This is a genomic window from bacterium (genome assembly GCA_035308905.1).
Taxonomy (GTDB): Bacteria; Sysuimicrobiota; Sysuimicrobiia; order Sysuimicrobiales; family Segetimicrobiaceae; genus DASSJF01.
In genome coordinates this window covers 127,657-143,433 of the sequence record DATGFS010000042.1, presented here as the reverse complement: position 1 = coordinate 143,433, position 15,777 = coordinate 127,657, and the positions used below count along the sequence as shown (strand labels likewise).

The following is a 15,777-nucleotide window of genomic DNA, read 5'->3' as shown; positions in this document are numbered from 1 at the left end:
AGGTCCCGCTTCGACGTCGCCGCCGGCACGGCACCCTCACTGCTCGCAGGCCTTGACGATGGTCCCCACGGTGGAATCGCGGTCCGCCCCGCCGCGGGCCGCGCCGGACACCCAGGTCGTCAGGTCGGCGAGCACGTCGCCCTTCGTATCGAGGCACTTGAACAGCCCGATCGTCCGCTGGGCGTCGATGCCGGCGTCCTGCGCCGCCGTCGCGAAGAGCGACACCGCGTCGTACACGCCCGCCGCGAAGCCGAGCCGGTAGTCGTCGCCGTTGCGCTTGAAATCGGACACGTGCGCAAAGAACGACCCCGGGGTGAAGGCGCGCTGGCACGCCCGCACGACCACCGATACCACGGCCGTCGTATCCGAGGCGCTCTGCGTCGCATCCGCCAGCCACGTGCTCAACTGGCCCAGGCGGTCGCCTTTCCCGTCAAGGCACTGGAAGAGGCCCACGGAGGCCGGACTGCTCAGACCCTGGCCCTGCGCGGCCGCGGCAAACATCGACACCGCGTCGTATATGCCGGCGGCGAAACCGCGTTTGAAGGAGTCGGCACTCGTGCGGAAGTCGGCGACGTGCTCGAAGAAAGACCGCGGGGTCCAGGCGGCGCCTGATGCCGGCGGGCGCGGAGCCGCCGGCGCCGGCTGGCTCGGTGCGACCGGGGTCGGCGCGGCCGGGACCGGCGCGGCGGGCGCCACCGGGCGGGGAGGCGTCGTGCCGCCCGCGGCCACGTGCGCCCATTCCTCCCACGTCACCTTCGCCGAGTCGGTGAAGTACGGCTTGACGTAGTTGATCGGGATCGCCCCGTTGAGGTTTTGCGCGTCTTTGAACCCGAACGCGTTGATGCCGATCACTTCACCCTTCATATTGAGCAGCGGCCCGCCGCTGGACCCCGGCGAGATCGGCGCCTGATGCTGGATGAAGCGGTACCCGTTTTGCGGATCCAGGCGGACGCTTTCGACGATCCCCTCGGTGAGCGTGAGCTCCAGTCCCTTGGGGTTGCCGATGGCGATCACCCGATCGCCGACCTCGACCTTGTCCGAATCGGCGACCGGGAGCGCCGGAAGGCCCGCGGCCTTGATCGTGATCACCGCGAAGTCGCGCCGCGATTCGGCGTAGATCACGCGGACGTCGGTGTACACGTCGCCGCGGGGCACCTTCACCCGGATGTGAACGGCGCCCTGGTCCGGATCGATGACGTGATGGTTTGTGACGATGACGCCGTTCGGCGAGACGACGAACCCGCTGGCGAGCGACGTCGTCTTGCCCGCCGCGTCGACCTGGGTGATGAAGACCACGGCCGGCGACGCCCGGCGGTAGAGCTCCTGAATGGACGGCGTGGACGCCGCCGGCGCCGCCGACGCGATCGGAACGGCGCACAGCGCGATGATGAGACTCCAAGATAAAAGCGCCGCAAAGGGACGGCGCCAGTGCCGCGGACCGGTCATTGTTTCCCCTCTCCCCGGGTGCGAAATGTCAGCTGCGTCTCAGAGCGCCAGCGATTTCGCGCCTCCCGAATATCAATCCTTTCGCGGCGGCGGCCGGCGGCCGCGTCCGGCTCAGGCCGACGCTGCGCCCGTGACGAGATTGTACACCAAGATGATCAGCGCCACGACCAGGAGCAACCGGGAAGTTGCTGGTGAACGCGCCAGGCCCGCCCGGCGTGCCGGGCGGGCCTGGATGCCGCCGTCGGTCGAAGCGCGGCCGCGTCCCGTCAGGCCGGCAGCGGGTGGATCTTCTTCGGCGGCGCGCCGAAGAGCCGGCCGGGCCGTCCCGGCGTCCCCAGCAGCGGCAGGACGTAATAATCCAGCCCGAGATACCCCGCGGTCTTCCACGCCAGCACCAGCCAGGTGGCGAGGATGAACAGGATCGGGTTGGTGCTGACCGTCCCCGCCAGCAGATAGTTGGCGTTCATGAGACCGCCGAAGAACGCGGCGATGCCGGTGAACAAGCCGAGAATCAGTCCGATACCGACGGCGATCTCGCCGAGCGTAATCGCCCAACTCCACACAACCGCGTGGGGCAGGACGATTCCCTGGAGAAATACCGCGTACCAGTGCGCGACGTTGGGATGCTCGCCCGCCGTCTTCGCCAGCGCGCCCTTCGCGAAGCCGGTGATCGCGAGCCCCGCCTTCGACCCCGTCCACACCGGATTGCTCAGCTTCTCCGTGCCGGCGATCAACCACTCATAGCCCGCATAGAGCCGCACCAGCAGCCAGAACCACGCCATACGGGTATCGCTGAACAGAAACTGCGCAATCGGTGGGTCCCCCACGATCGTTCCACGCCTCGTCACCTTGGCCATTGCACCCACCTCCTCGTCCTGACATCGAGTCTACGGCAGGGCGCCGGGGCCCGCATCAGGCACGCGTCCGATTCGGTATCGGGCGGGCGCAGGAACGGGCGACAGGCCTCGCAGGCAGTCCTACGGCTCCTGTATAGTGATCGCGGCGGCCGCCCGCGCCGCTCGGGAGCATCCACCATGATCCGGCGTCAGCACCGCGGGGTCACGATCGAATGCGTGCGGGGCAATATCGCCGCGCAGCCGGGCATCGACGCCGTAGTCAACGCGGCGAACGGCGCGCTGCGAACGGGCGGGGGCGTCGCCGGCGCGATCCACCGGGCCGCGGGCCCGGGCCTCAAGGCGGAGTGCCGGCCGCTCGCCCCGATCCGTCCGGGACAAGCCGTGATCACCGGGGCCCACAACCTGCCGAACCGGTACGTGATCCATTGCCTCGGGCCGGTCTACGGCCGGGATGAGCCCGCCGGCGCCCTGCTGGCCGCGTGCTACCGCAACGCCCTGGCCCTCGCCGAGCGGCACGGCCTCACGTCGATCGCCTTTCCGGCGATCTCAACGGGCGTCTTCGGCTATCCGATGGAGGCGGCCGCGCGGGTGGCGCTCCGCACCGTGATCGAGGAGATTCCGAAACTGACGTCCGTGGCGCACGTTCGCTTTATACTCTACGGCGCGGGCGATGAGTCGACCCACGCCCGCGTGCTGGAGGAGTTGCTGCCGGAGCCCTAGCGCGTCAGGGTTGCACGCCCAGGCCGAGGCTCCGCAGGTACCCGAGCGCGCGCGGCACCGCGGTCCGCCCGGCCTCCTCGCCCTCGTACTCGACGGAGACGGCGCCCCGATACCCGGCGGCGCGCAGCAGGTCGATCGCCCCGGCGTTGTCGATCCGCTCGTCCCGTCCGTTCCGGCCGACCCGCGTGAACTTGGCGTGGGCGTGCCGCGCGAGGGACGCGGTGCGCTCGATCGAGGGCCGGCCGTCGAGGAAGTTGCCCGTGTCGAGCAGCAGGCTGAGCGCCGGGCTCCCCACCGCGTCCAGGATGGCCGCGACGTCGTCCGCCGTCTGCACGAACCCGCCGTGATTGTGGTTTTCCATCACGAGCGCCACGCCGGCGGCCTCCGCGCGCGCGCACACCGTCCGGAGCGACGCGATCATCGCCGGCCACCGGGCGGCGCGGTCGCCTTCCGGCCAGCCGGCGAACGTACGCAGGAACCGCGCCCCGAGATCGCGCGACGTGCCCATCCAGGCGATGGTACGCTCCTCCTCGGCGCGCCGCCGCGTGTCGTCGGCGAGGCCGAAGTTGTTCATCAGCGCGATGTTGACGATCTCGAGGCCGTGGCGCGCCGCGGCGGCGGTCAATTCGGCGATGCGTGCGGCGGACGGCTCGCCGACGTGCTTGTCCTCGAGCTCGACCGCCCGCAGCCCGAGCTCCTCGGCGCACAACCGGAACCAGGCCGCGAGGCTCATCCGTCCGTCGTTGAGGTCCGCGGCGTAGGACTCCGAGCTGCACGAGAGATACATGCGCTACTCCTGGGCGACCGGGGTGGACGCGCCGCCGTTCCGGATGCTGGCGTACGCGGCCTCGAGCACTGCGATACTGTGGAACGCCTCGCCCGCGCCGACCGGCGGCGGCACCCGGCCCAGGCAGGCGTCGATGAACTCGCGGTCCTCGTCCACGTACCCCCAGAGCGTGACGCGGTCGGGCGACGGCAGCTGCTCCCACGGCGCCTCGGCCGTCTCGCGGGTGGTGTGCCGCACGCGGTCGAGGTCCTCCGAGACGAGGAGCGCATGATCGCCGTACAATTCCACCCGTTCCTGCGGCGCCGCCCAGGACGCGTGGCCGCAGGTGCTGAAGGCGACGGGGCGGTCGCCGCGGCAGTGCAGCAGCATCGCGATGTCGTCGTAATCGGGATAGCAGCTGCGCCGGCCGAGCGCCGAGACCCGCTCGACCGGACCCACGAGCCACGCGACCATGTCGACGAGGTGCACGGCGGTGTCGTACATGAAGCCGCCGCAGATCTCGACGTTCGTGTACCAGCTCGGCGTCAGCATGTCGCCGTCGTTGATCTTCACGCTGGCGGAGTACGGGACGAAGCCCGCGTCGATCCGCCCTTTCAAATATCGGTACGACGGCGACCACCGCCGGTTGAAGCCCATCTGGTACACGCGGCCGGCGCGCCGCGCGCGCGACGCGACCGCGCGTCCCTCCTCGAGCGTCGTGGCCATCGGCTTCTCGCAAAAGACGTGCAGCCCGCGGTCGAGCGCCTCGAGCACGACCCGGGCGTGAAACACGTTCGGCAGCGTCACGAAGACGGCTTCCGCGCCCGCGTCCGCGAGGTCGGCGAGATCGCGGCAGGGCGCGGCCCCCGCGGCGGCCGCCGCGGAGCGGGCGGCCTCTTCCACCGCGTCCGCGACGCCCACCACCTGCGCGCGCGCGTCGCGCGCGAGCGCCTCCAGATGCCGGCGGCCCATCGCGCCCGCGCCGATCAGGCCCACCTTCAGGCCCATGGATCGATTACCACTTTCATCGAGTCCGGCGCGATCGATTTGCGGACCGCGGCCTCGACCTGGTCGAGCGGGAAGCGGTGCGAGACGAACCGGTCCAGCGGGTAGTGCCGCCGGTAGCGCGCCATTTGCCGCAGGCTCGGTCCGTAGCTGCCGACTTCCTCTCCGCCGACGCCGAGAATCCGCACGCTTTTCGTACAGAGGTGGCGGTGCGGGTTGATCGGCACGTCGCCCAGGTCCGAGAAGTTGCCGGCCTCGACCAGGAGGCCTCCGACCCGCAGCATCTCGAGCGCTTCCGGGATCACCTGCGGGACGCCCGCGCACTCGATCACCACGTCGGCCCCGCGGCCGTGGGTCAGCCCGCGCACGGCGTCGAGCCGCTCGGTCGCCGTCGTTCGCCCCGAATCCAGCGCGTGGTCGGCGCCGAGGGCGCGCGCCATCTCCAGCCGGTACGGCGAGAGGTCCGCCGCCACGATCGTCCCGGCCCCAAGCATCCGCGCCTTCATTAAAAAGCACATTCCGAGCGGACCCGCGCCCAGCACCACCACCGTGTCGTCGAAGAGAAACGGCGCGTCCGGCACCGCGGACATCTGTTTGGCCCGATCCAATCCGACGGTGACCGCCATGACCTCCGTGAGGACGGCGATCTCGGTCGGGACGTCGTCCGGCACCCGGAGGAGGAAGCTGCCCGGAACGACGTAGAGGTATTCCGCCCAGCCTCCGAAGAGGTGCGGGGGCTCGGCGGCGCTCATGTTGTTGCCGTAGTCCACCATCCGCTCGCAAAAATAGTACGGGAAGCCGTGCCGGCAGTAATAACAGGCGCCGCACACCACGTTGGCGCCGACCACGACGCGGTCGCCGACCGCGAGCGGCGTCCCCTCGACGTCGCGGTACACGCCGTCGCCGCCGACGGCCGCGACCGTCCCGACGTTCTCGTGTCCCTGGATGATGGGGAACGGAATCTGCCGCGGCGCGGCCGTGCCCGCGTACTGGGTCGTGTACCCCTGATACGTGTGCTTGTCGGTGCCGCAGATGCCCGACAGCTGCATCTTGATCAGCGCGCATCCCGGCGCCGGCTCCGGCATCGGGTAGTCGCGGATCTCGTAGCGTCCGGGCGCGACCAGCGTCGCGGCCCGCACCCGACCGTTCGTGGCACCGCCCCGCGGGGGCGCCGTGGACGTCATTCGAAGATCCAGTCCTGCAGTTCCACGCCGAGTCCCGGCCCCTGCGGCAGCTGCACCATCCCGTTGTCCACGACGAGCGGCGTCTTCAAGGTCTGCTGGTAGACGTCCGCGGGGAACGCCGGCGGATCGTGCGGGAACTCGAAGTACGAGGCGTTGGGAATGGCCGCGGCCAGGTGGAGGTTGGCGACCGTCCCGAGCGGATCGCCCCAGGTGTGCGGGGTCAGCTCCACGTTCATCGCCTGCGCCGTCGTGGCAAGCGCGCGCATGCGCAGCAGTCCCTCGCACAGCGTGACGTCGGGCTGGAGCACGTCGTAGTTGCCCTCGACCAGGAGGCGCTGGAGCTCCGCGAACCCCTGATTCACCTCGCCGCCGGCGATCGGGACCGGGGACGCCTCACGGAGGCGCCGCAGCTGCTCGTACGCGTGGCGCGGCAGCGGTTCCTCGAGCCACGTCACGTTGTAGTCCGCGAGCGCCCGCGCGGTCTCGAGGGCCCGGTGGTAGCTCCAGTGCGGCCCCGGCATCGGCGCGCCGTCCACGTCGGTTTGGTTGGCGTCGGCCATGATCGCCATGCGGTCGCCGACCGCGGTCCGCACCGCCGCGACCTGCGCGATGTCGTCGGCCAGCGTGTCGTTGTGGATCCGCAGCTTGATCGCGCGGAAGCCCTCGTCCCTGAGGCGCCGGGCGTCGTCGGCGCGTTGGGCCGGCGTACGGTTCTGCCCGGTGGAGGCGTAGGCGGGCACCGCGTCCCGGCAGTTGCCGAGCAGCTTGTAGACCGGCAGCCCCGCGACCTTGCCGAGGATGTCCCACAGCGCGATCTCGACGAACCACACCGCGGTGCCGAAGTACGGCCACAGGTACCGCAGCGTGCCGGCGTGCTTCTCGATCCGCAGCGGGTCCTCGCCGACCATGTACTGCGCGATGCGCGCGACGCACTGCTCCTCCGCGCCGTAGAATTCGTGGCCGGCGATGCCGTATACGCCGGCGTCTGTGTCGATGCGCACGTACGCCAGGCGGATCTTGTCCTCGATGCGCCCCGGCGCCCACGCCGGATGAAACGGCGCCGGCAGCGGCACGTCGACCTGCCGTGTTCGAATGGCCGTGATGCGCATGCCTACCCCCGCGTGAGGCGCCCCGGTGTCGGGGCGCCGGAAAGCCGGCCGGCCGTCCGGCGCCCCCCGTATACAAAGCGGGCGGAGCCGTTGCGACTAGGCGTATCCGATGTCCTTCAGCGCCTTCATAGCATAGCTGATCGAGTCTTTGTTGGACGCGCCCTGCGCCGCGCGGGCGAACATGTTCGGGAGAACGAAGGTCTGGTAGGCCTTTTCCGCCCGGGCGTCCGGGGCCGCGGGATACGAGGCCAGATGTGCGTGCGGCATGTAGTTGAGCTCCGCCCGCAGCTGCGGGTCGGCGGCATACGGCGGGCTCACGTCGAAGTGCGGCAGGACCGGCATGTCGTAGCCCTGGCCGAGGGTGAGGAACGTTTTCTGGCTTTCGACAGTGTACATCGACCGCAGCAGCTGCTTGGCCAGGTCGATGTTCTTGCTGAACTTGAAGATTCCCCACCCGTGGATGTCGACGTAGAAGAAGCGCCCCTTCGGTCCCGCGGGCGGCTGGCCGTGTTTGACCGCCGCCGCGAACGCCATCTTGTCGCGCTTCGCTTTGAGGTAGATGCTCGGAGCGTTGATGGTGTACGCTCCGCGGCCCGACAGGATGTATTTGTTGTTGCTGCTGTCATCCCAGGAGTAGACGGCGGGCTCCATCTGCGCTGCCAGCTTCCGGACGTAATCCAGGGCGGCGTTGGTGGCCGGCGAGTCGATGGCCAGGCGTCCTTGCGTATCGGTGACCGACCCGCCGAACGACCACAGCAGCGGGTAGAGCGCCGCGTTCGAGTCTTCCGTCGCGCTGATCGCGATGCCGACCGGGTGGCCGGCTTTCTTCAGCTTGGTCGCGGCGCGGAGAAGGTCGTTCCAGTTGGCGGGCGGCTGCTCGCCGACCTTCGCGAGGTAGTCGGACCGGTAGACCGCCAGCTCCGAGTTGCCCAGCCACGGAAGCGAGATCCAGTGCCCGTCCACGTAGCCCGAATCCCTGGCGACCGGGTAGAACGGCCCGAACTCCTTCGTGATCTCGGCCACCACGTCGTCGAGCGGGACGAGGTAGTTCTTGTGGATCGCCGGGAGATTGTCCTGAAGGTCGACGATGTCGTGGCCGGACTGCGCCTGCTCTTCGGCCGTCAGCTTCGCCGCCACCTCCGGCTGGTCGATGAACTCGCCGGCAAATGTCGCGTTGTGCTTCGAGGCGAACGCGTCGCCGATCTTCGTGACCGCCTTGTCGCTGTCTTCGTTGTACGAGCTGTGCCCGACCAAACGAAGCGTGGCGGCCCCGGCCGCCGACGCCGGCGGAAGCCTGAGCGCGCCGCTCGCAACCGCCAAGCCTGCCCCGCCGACCTGCGTGAGAAACGTCCGACGTGTGACTCTCATGGGCATCCCTCCTTGTCCCCTGCCTAGACAGCCCTTCTCCTCCGAGAAGCCTGGCGCGACGCAACCGCGCCGCCGTCGTCCATCGGCGGCCGACCTCACCCCCTTGCCCCCCTAGCCCTTGACCGCTCCGGCGGTCAGCCCCGCCACGTAATGGTCAAGGAACAACGAAAACAGGACGACGATAGGCAGGGACGCCACGAGAGCCCCGGCCATCAACGAACCCCAATAGAACACGTCGCCGCGGATCAGGTCCACCACGACCCCGGCGGTCACGGTCTTCAGGCTGGTCGTCGAGATGAACGTCAGCGCGTAGATGAACTCACCCCACGCGAGCGTAAAGGCAAATAGCGTCGCGGTGATAATGCCCGGCCGGGCCAGCGGCAGCACGATCCAGCGCAGCACCCCCAGCCGGGTGCAGCCGTCGACCAGCGCGCTCTCCTCGAGGTCGCGGGGGATGCTGGCGAGATACGCCGCCAGCATCCACGTGATGAACGGCACCATGAAGGCGGGGTACGTCGCGATCAACGACCACAGCGTGTTCGACAGATGCAGCACCGCCACGACGCGCGCCAGCGGAAGGAACAGGAGCGTCGTGGGCATCAGATAGACGACGAACACGAACACCGACACCCCCTCCGCGTACCGGAACCGCAGGCGGGCCAACGCATAAGCGGCCAGCAGGGCCAGCGCGAGCGAGATCGCCGTCGAGGAGATCGCGACCAGCGTCGAGTTGCGCAGCCACAGCGGAAACGCCGTCTGCTCGAATAAAAACCGGTAGTGCTGCCATGTGATCCCCGCCCGTATCAGAAAAGGGTTCTGGGCGAGGTCGTACAGCTCGCTGTCTTTCTTCAGCGACGTGACGAGCATCCAGACGAACGGGAAGAGCGAGAACGCGACGAACGGCGCCGCCGTCACGTACGCGATCACAGCCCGGCGGGACGGCGACGCTACCATTGCCACGCCCTCCGCATGAGCCTCGCCTGCCACACGGTCGCGACGAGCAGAATTGGGAAGAGGTACAGCGAGATCGCCGCGCCGTTGCCGAGATCGCCCGTGGCCAGCCCCAGCTTGAACGCGAGGGTCGCCAGCAGCTGCGTGGCGTTCAGCGGCCCGCCGCGCGTCAGCACGAAGACGGTCGCGAAATCGCTGCTGGTCATGACGACGGAGAACAGGACGACCGTCGCGACGACGGGCCGCAGCAGCGGAAGGGTGATCCGCCACAATCGCCCGGCGGCGCCGACTCCGTCGACGGTCGCGGCCTCATAGAGCTCCTGCGGAATGGTCATCAGGCCCGCGAGAAACGTGATCCCGAAGAACGGGAGACCCGACCACACGTTGACCAGCACGATGGCAAACCGGGCCAGGCCCGCCTTGCCCAGCCAGGGCACCGGGGCGGACACGATGCCCAAATGCATCAGCGCCCAATTGAACACGCTGAACGAGGAATCGAACATCCACGTCCACGCCAGGACGCTGAGCGCGACCGGCGTCACCCAGGGAACCAGCACCGCGCCGCGGATCCACTTCATCCCCGGCGCGCGCTGCGCGAGGACCAGCGCAAGCACCAGCCCGACAACGAGTTTCACCGCGACGGCGACGACCGTGTACCATACTGTGTTCCAGAGCGTCAGCGCGAAGATCTGAGTCTGCGGAAGTCGGACGTAATTGGCAAGGCCGACAAATCGCGCGGGATTGCCGAGCTGAGCGTTGGTCATGCTCAGGAACAATCCGTAGCCGAGCGGATAGGCCGCCAGCACGAGCAGGAGGACGAGCGTCGGCGCGACAAACGCCCACGCGAGCAGCGCCTCGGACCGCCACGCCATGCGGCCGAGCCTGGGGGCGGCCGACTCGGCTCGATCGACGACGGATTGCGTGCGTCACCCTCCCGGACCGGGCGCCGCTACTGCGGCGACGCCGGCACTTCCGTATCCAGCAGGTCCCGGTACACTCCCTCCAGGTGCGCGCGCATCGCGATGCTGGCCCCGTTGGCGTCGCCCGCAACGACGTGCAGCAGCATTGCCCGGTGCTCCGCCACGTACCGCTGAACGCGCTCTCCCTGCCGGCCGCTCATGCCCTCGGTCAGTTGGAAAAACCGGCCGTTCTGGAGATCCCACAGATAGGCGACGAACTCGGACAGCACGGTGTTGCCGCTGATCCGTGCGAGCGTCAAATGGAACAGGCGGTCTGCCTCACCGCTGTAGAGCCCGCGGTCGACCTCACCCTGGAAGGCGTCCACGGCGCGCGTGAGCGCCGCGACGTCGTCGCCGTCATGCGCTCGGGTGGCCTGCTCGATCGTCATACATTCAATGAGGATGCGCGCCTGCAGGATGTCGCTCGGGGTGCGGCCCTGTTCGGCGGTCGTCTCGAGGGACGCGTCGGGCGGCCGTTTGACGAACCATCCCTCGCCGACCCGGCCCTCGACCACATCGAGCAGCTCCAGCGCCACGAGCGCTTCTCTGGTCGGCGCTCGGCTGACCTTTAGCCGTTGGGCAAGCTCACGCTCCGTGGGTAAGCGGTCCCCAGGCCGAAACTCGCCTTTTCGGATCAGCTGTTTAAGCTGCTCCACAATTAGAAGGTAGAGTTTGGTCGTTTTGACCGGCGTGATTGGCATCGGTTAATATGGTACCCAGGTTACGTGATTATCTGATGGTCCGGCCAATTCTAGCCTGTCGCGACCAACTCCTTCATCGTTTCGCCGCCTTTCGGAAGAGAATGTCTAGGAACTGACCCGAGTTCGAACCTTGGCGAGGGCCTCTTCGATCCCGGGCTTGTCCAGCACGAACGCCATCGGGCCGATTTGCTCTTCGTAGACCCCGGCCGGAATGGCGTCCCTGACGCTCTCCTCAAGCACGTGGTACACGGGGAGTCCCAACGGGACTCCGGCGAGCGGTCCGGCGTAGCTGGGGTCGCCTTCGGTCAGCGTCAGCGCGATCATGAGCGTGCTGGCGGCATTGGGCGTGCCGAGCACCACCACCATGCGGTCGCGCTCGCCGGCCTCGACGAGCTGCTGTATCCTCCCCTGCTCCTCCAGATCCATCGCGCCCGCGGACGTTCAGACGAAGCACTGGGTCGCGGCGTACACGACCCGGCCGCCGGCGCTCTCCGCGCAGGCGGCGATCGCCTGTGCCGGGATGCCGTCGCGCTCGCCGAGCGCGAGAACGAGCTTGCCGTGCAGATCGATCATGCGAACCTCCCTCCGGCCGGCGGCGCCCCGTTCCGCTCCAGCAGCAGGCTGGCGCCGTCCGCCATATTGGTCATGCGTCCGAGAAACAGACTGCCCTTGGCCACGAGCTGCACCCGACGCAGCGCACCGTCGGTGAGGCCGGCGATCGCGTGCGGCAGATACGCCACGGCCGAGGCGATATGCCCCTGGGTCGGCGAGAACCCCGGCATGCCGTGGGCCTCGATGAACCGGTCCATCGCCGAGCGCTCGATCTCCCCGGCCTGCGCGGCCAGGGCCGCGATCATCTGATAGTTGCGGTACGGCACGTCGCCCGACCCCGCGGGTTCGGTGATGTCCGGATTGTGCAGCTCGACGGCGTAGCGGTCCACGTCGGAGAGCCGCAGCCCGGCGGCCCGCAGCGGCGCGGAAGACAATACCTGGGCCATCTGGTGCGGGGCCGCGCCGTCGCCGACCCGGTGCACCGCGGCGGCGTCGAGCCGGAGGACGGGACTGCGCCCATCGTCGGGCACGACGTCGATCGCGGCGCCGACGATGACGTCCTCCAGCACCGGATAGCCGGCGGACAGGTGGCCGCGGTACTTCATGCCCAGCTTCGCCAGCGACCCGCCGGCGACCACGACCACGCGCCGGTACACGCCGCCGGCGACGAGCGCGCCGGCCAGCAGAAGCGCGTGCAGCGGGCCGGCGCAGAACGACTTCACGTCCGACGCCCCGGCGGTCCGGACGCCGGCGAGCTCTCCCATCGCTTTTGCCAGGTTGCCGCCCCCGCGCTGATACCGATCGCCTACCGCTTCCTCGCCGCATCCAATCAGGTAGTCGACGGGAGTGTCCGAGTCGACCGCGTCGAGGAGCGCCCGCAGAGCGAGCCCGCCGGTGACCTTGGCCGCGAGGTTCTCCAGCAGCACCGGCGCCGCGAGCGACTCGTCCTGCTCGTGCGCGGGGACGACGGCACCGACCGTCTCGTCGGGCGTGCGCCGCAGGGGCTCGGCGCCGCGCTCCACCGCCCGCGCCAGGCCGGGGGCTGTCATCGTCTGGATCCGCTCGGGCGCGCCGAAGTGCTGCAGCGTCCGCGCGAACTCCGGGGTGACATAGAGCAGGCTCGCCGCATCCGCCCGAGCCAGCCACGCGTAGAACTCCATCTCGTCGAGCATCCGGCCGCCGGGGCCCTCCGCCCGCGCTCCGTCCACCGGCCGGTCATGCCACGGCCTCGGAATCCCCCACAGCGCCTCGGGCGGGAGCGCGCCGAGCATCACCTGGTGCGGCGGATACCGCACGGCGTCCTCGAACGACCGCAGGTGCCTGAGAAGGGCTTCGCGCTCCGCCGCCCCGCGCACGGCGAGTTCCCGCCGCGGCTTCGAGCCGGCCGCGATCAGCGCGGGGGTATGGGCCATCGCAAACCGCGCCGCGCGGACGACGGGCCGGACGCCGTTCGAGACCGGCCTCGCGCCCTCAGTAGTCAAGGTAGCTCTGGCGCCCCAGACCGTAGTTGTCGAAGTGCCCGAAGATCGGCGAGTATGCGCCCGACACCGCCTCGAGATCCAGCGGCCCGGCCGCGGGGGTGCGGACGTCGGGGCGCTCCTGATCGAACACGACGTCCCGCCCGCCGATCACCCGCGGCATCGCCGGCAGCGGGTCGGCGGGGGCGAGGGTCCCGGTACTGACGATCGCGTCGGCCTCCGGCACGCTGAACAAGAGCGGCGGTTCCGAGGTGCCGGTCTCCGCGAGCGCCGGCGTCATCCGCACCACCTTGATGTCCGACTCGATCGTGAGGAACGTCGTCTTGATGCCCGCGCGCTCGAGGCTTTGAATCGTCATCATCACTTCGAGGAGATCGTTGCCGCCGTGGTTCCAGGTGACGAGCGCGCCGTCGGCGCCGAGCATCGCGGCCAGTTTGGCGGTCTGGTACGCGCTGAGGCGCTTCTCGTCGAGCCCGCCCCACCGCGTGCGCGAGATGATCGAGCCGAGCCAGGCGAGATCCGTCCCGTCGCGCTCGTACAGCGCGCCGAGCGCCGGGTTGTTCACGTGCAGCCAGGTGCACTTCCCGGGATAGGTGACGACGGCGTCGCCGGCGATCGCCCCGTCGAGGATCTCGTTCGGGTGCAGCAGCACCGGCAGGGCGTGCTGCGTGTACCCATAGATGCCGGTGCCGATCCCCGGGACCATCGAGGCGTTGAGCGTGTGCACGTGCACGACCCGCGGGCGTCCCGCGGCGGGCGGCGCCAGGAGGTACGCGCGCCGTTCCGGCGGCGTCTGGGCGCGCACGAGCTCCGCGAGGTCGGCCGCGACGCGGTGGGCGGCCCCGCGCAGCGCGTCGTTCCACGAGGTGAGATCGAGGTCCGGCAGCGTCTCGATGGTCAGGGCGACGTAGCGCAGCGTGCTGTACACGGTGACGGCGCCGGGCCCGGACATGTCGATCAGGCTGTCGGTGGCCGCGCTGACCGTGCGCCGGATGTGGGGCAGCGCCTCGGACGCGATCAGCACGCCGAGGCCGGCGTAGCGGTGCGTGACGCCGTCGCCCACGGTGTCCGGTGCGTGGCCGCAGATGCCGGGGTAGGTGTGGCCGGGCCCCTCCACCTTGACCCGCGGCTCGATCACGTCGCGCACCTGCACGATCCGCGCCGCCTCTCCCGGCTGAACGAGATCCACCGCGACGCGCCGGATGCGGCGGTCCTCGCGCACGAGCGCCGCGACGCGGTCCGCGTCGACGACGAGGCGCCCGTCCCGCCATCCCGCCGGCGCGCCGAAGGCCACCTCGCGGACGGGAAACGTCCCCACGGTCAGGTTCATCGACGCCGTCACCGCGCCGTCACCATCGTGCCGTCCCCTTCGAAGAGCGTGGGACGCTCCACCGCGGTCCCGAGCGCCCGCAGCCCGCGCTCCACGAGGCGCCGGCGCACCTCCCCGTCCTCCTCCGCCGGCAGCGCCGGGTCCCCGCAGACGTGCTCGATCTTGACCCCCTGCACGACGCGGTTCGCGCCGGCCTGCATCGCCAGCGGCGGCAGCGCGCTGATCACGGCCACCGGGATCCGCCGCCGCTCGATCTCTTTGCTGATCGTTGCGCCGCAACGATTGCACGACCCTCAGGTCGCGACGAGCAGCACGCCGTCGATCCGCTCCTGCCAGAGCAGCTCCGCGATCTCCTTGCCGTTGCGCACGCAGTCCGCGAACCGCTGGTCGTTGCCGGTCGTGGTGCAGTAGAAGTCGGCGAGCCGCGCGAAGAGGCCGCGGCGCTCGAGCTCCCGCAGCGCGTCCAGCGGCAGCACGACGTTCGGGTTCTCCGACGCCGGGACGTTGTAGAAGCCGCCGTGGACGCACTCGAACTCGTCCGGCTCGAGGCGCGTCCGCCCCTCCAGCTCGTAGCGCTGCCACCGCGTCTCGCTGCACCGCTTGAGGTGGTCCGGATTGCCCTTCGGCACGATCGCGCCGGTCGTCACCACCGCGATCGTCGCGTGGGGCATGTCCGCGACGGGCGGCGCGGGCGCCACGGCTTCGTAGCCTTCGACCGGGAGCTCGGTGCGAAACGGCGTCCCGCCGAGCTTGGCGACGAGCATATCGACGGCCCGCCGCGCCCCGGGCAGCGCCCGCGCTCCGGGCCGCCGGATGCCGCGCGGCAGGTAGCCCTCGTCCTCCGCCGGTCCGACCGGGAGCCCCGCGCCGAGCTTGCGGGCGAGCGGCACGATCGCGCCGAGCGCCGCGGCCATGCCCGCCGCGTTGCCGGCGGTCGGCACGACGTACGCCTCCCGGTACATCAACAGCCCGGGATTCTCGGGGTGCATGCCGGTGACGGCGGGAATCCCGAGATCCGCGGCGATGCGGCACACCTCGACGCAGGCGCGCCCATACCGGCCCGCGGCGAACGCCGGGCCCGCGATCACCACGTCGGGCCGCTGCGCGCCGAGCCACGCGCGCACCGCCTCGCCGGCCGCGTCGATCCGCTCGTTGAAGTAGCTGTCGCCGCAGACCATACTCGAGGCCACGGCGCCGTGCGAACCGAGGGCGGCCTGGATCGCCCGTCCGGGACCGACCGGGCCGTCCTTGACGGCCGGCGGCGTGTCGGCGCGCTCTTCGCCGCCGATCCCCGCGAAGAACTGGTTGATGTAATGAACCACCCGCAACCCGTGAGCGTCCATCCTATCGC

The 15,777-nt window shown here is 69.9% G+C and carries 15 protein-coding genes; 1 reads left to right on the top strand and 14 read right to left on the bottom strand.

What is annotated here, in order from left to right; genetic code table 11:
• Positions 1-36: 36 nt before the first annotated feature.
• Positions 37-1,446, bottom strand: a complete 1,410-nt coding sequence (locus VKT83_13420) for a trypsin-like peptidase domain-containing protein (protein HLY23459.1) — start codon at positions 1,444-1,446, stop codon at positions 37-39.
• A 266-nt stretch (positions 1,447-1,712) separates the two neighbouring features.
• Positions 1,713-2,303: a DoxX family protein gene (locus tag VKT83_13415; protein HLY23458.1), complete on the bottom strand. Its 591-nt coding sequence runs from the start codon at positions 2,301-2,303 to the stop codon at positions 1,713-1,715.
• 180 nt (positions 2,304-2,483) lie between these two features.
• Between VKT83_13415 and VKT83_13410 the strand changes: the two genes are divergently transcribed.
• The gene (locus VKT83_13410; GenBank protein HLY23457.1) at positions 2,484-3,023 is read left to right on the top strand and encodes a macro domain-containing protein; all 540 of its coding nucleotides are present in this window, start codon (positions 2,484-2,486) and stop codon (positions 3,021-3,023) included.
• Between the two features lie 4 nt (positions 3,024-3,027).
• Here the strand turns inward: VKT83_13410 and VKT83_13405 are convergent, their stop codons facing one another.
• From VKT83_13405 to VKT83_13350, 12 genes are all read right to left on the bottom strand, one after another.
• On the bottom strand, positions 3,028-3,810 hold the full coding sequence (locus VKT83_13405) for a sugar phosphate isomerase/epimerase family protein (protein ID HLY23456.1): 783 nt from the start codon (positions 3,808-3,810) through the stop codon (positions 3,028-3,030).
• A gap of 3 nt (positions 3,811-3,813) precedes the next feature.
• Entirely contained in the window at positions 3,814-4,797 is a 984-nt protein-coding gene (locus VKT83_13400) for a Gfo/Idh/MocA family oxidoreductase (protein ID HLY23455.1), read from the bottom strand.
• The gene (locus tag VKT83_13395) at positions 4,788-5,933 is read right to left on the bottom strand and encodes a zinc-binding dehydrogenase (protein ID HLY23454.1); all 1,146 of its coding nucleotides are present in this window, start codon (positions 5,931-5,933) and stop codon (positions 4,788-4,790) included. The genes VKT83_13400 and VKT83_13395 overlap by 10 nt, the downstream gene beginning before the upstream one ends.
• 41 nt (positions 5,934-5,974) lie before the next feature.
• Entirely contained in the window at positions 5,975-7,087 is a 1,113-nt protein-coding gene (locus tag VKT83_13390) for a mandelate racemase/muconate lactonizing enzyme family protein (protein HLY23453.1), read from the bottom strand.
• 96 nt (positions 7,088-7,183) lie between these two features.
• Positions 7,184-8,455, bottom strand: a complete 1,272-nt coding sequence (locus VKT83_13385) for an extracellular solute-binding protein (protein HLY23452.1) — start codon at positions 8,453-8,455, stop codon at positions 7,184-7,186.
• A 111-nt stretch (positions 8,456-8,566) separates the two neighbouring features.
• On the bottom strand, positions 8,567-9,409 hold the full coding sequence (locus tag VKT83_13380) for a carbohydrate ABC transporter permease (protein HLY23451.1): 843 nt from the start codon (positions 9,407-9,409) through the stop codon (positions 8,567-8,569).
• Entirely contained in the window at positions 9,403-10,278 is an 876-nt protein-coding gene (locus tag VKT83_13375) for a sugar ABC transporter permease (protein ID HLY23450.1), read from the bottom strand. The genes VKT83_13380 and VKT83_13375 overlap by 7 nt, the downstream gene beginning before the upstream one ends.
• 77 nt (positions 10,279-10,355) lie before the next feature.
• A complete protein-coding gene (locus VKT83_13370) occupies positions 10,356-11,066 on the bottom strand; it encodes a FadR/GntR family transcriptional regulator (protein ID HLY23449.1) in 711 nt (236 codons plus the stop codon).
• A gap of 105 nt (positions 11,067-11,171) precedes the next feature.
• On the bottom strand, positions 11,172-11,639 hold the full coding sequence (gene grdA / locus VKT83_13365; protein HLY23448.1) for a glycine/sarcosine/betaine reductase complex selenoprotein A: 468 nt from the start codon (positions 11,637-11,639) through the stop codon (positions 11,172-11,174).
• A complete protein-coding gene (gene grdC, locus VKT83_13360) occupies positions 11,636-13,099 on the bottom strand; it encodes a glycine/sarcosine/betaine reductase complex component C subunit beta (GenBank protein HLY23447.1) in 1,464 nt (487 codons plus the stop codon). The genes grdA and grdC overlap by 4 nt, the downstream gene beginning before the upstream one ends.
• Entirely contained in the window at positions 13,089-14,438 is a 1,350-nt protein-coding gene (locus tag VKT83_13355; GenBank protein ID HLY23446.1) for a glycine/sarcosine/betaine reductase component B subunit, read from the bottom strand. Before VKT83_13355 ends, grdC begins: the two co-directional genes overlap by 11 nt.
• Positions 14,435-15,769, bottom strand: coding sequence for a glycine/betaine/sarcosine/D-proline family reductase selenoprotein B (locus tag VKT83_13350; protein HLY23445.1), 1,335 nt, complete (start codon positions 15,767-15,769; stop codon positions 14,435-14,437). Before VKT83_13350 ends, VKT83_13355 begins: the two co-directional genes overlap by 4 nt.
• Positions 15,770-15,777 lie beyond the last annotated feature (8 nt).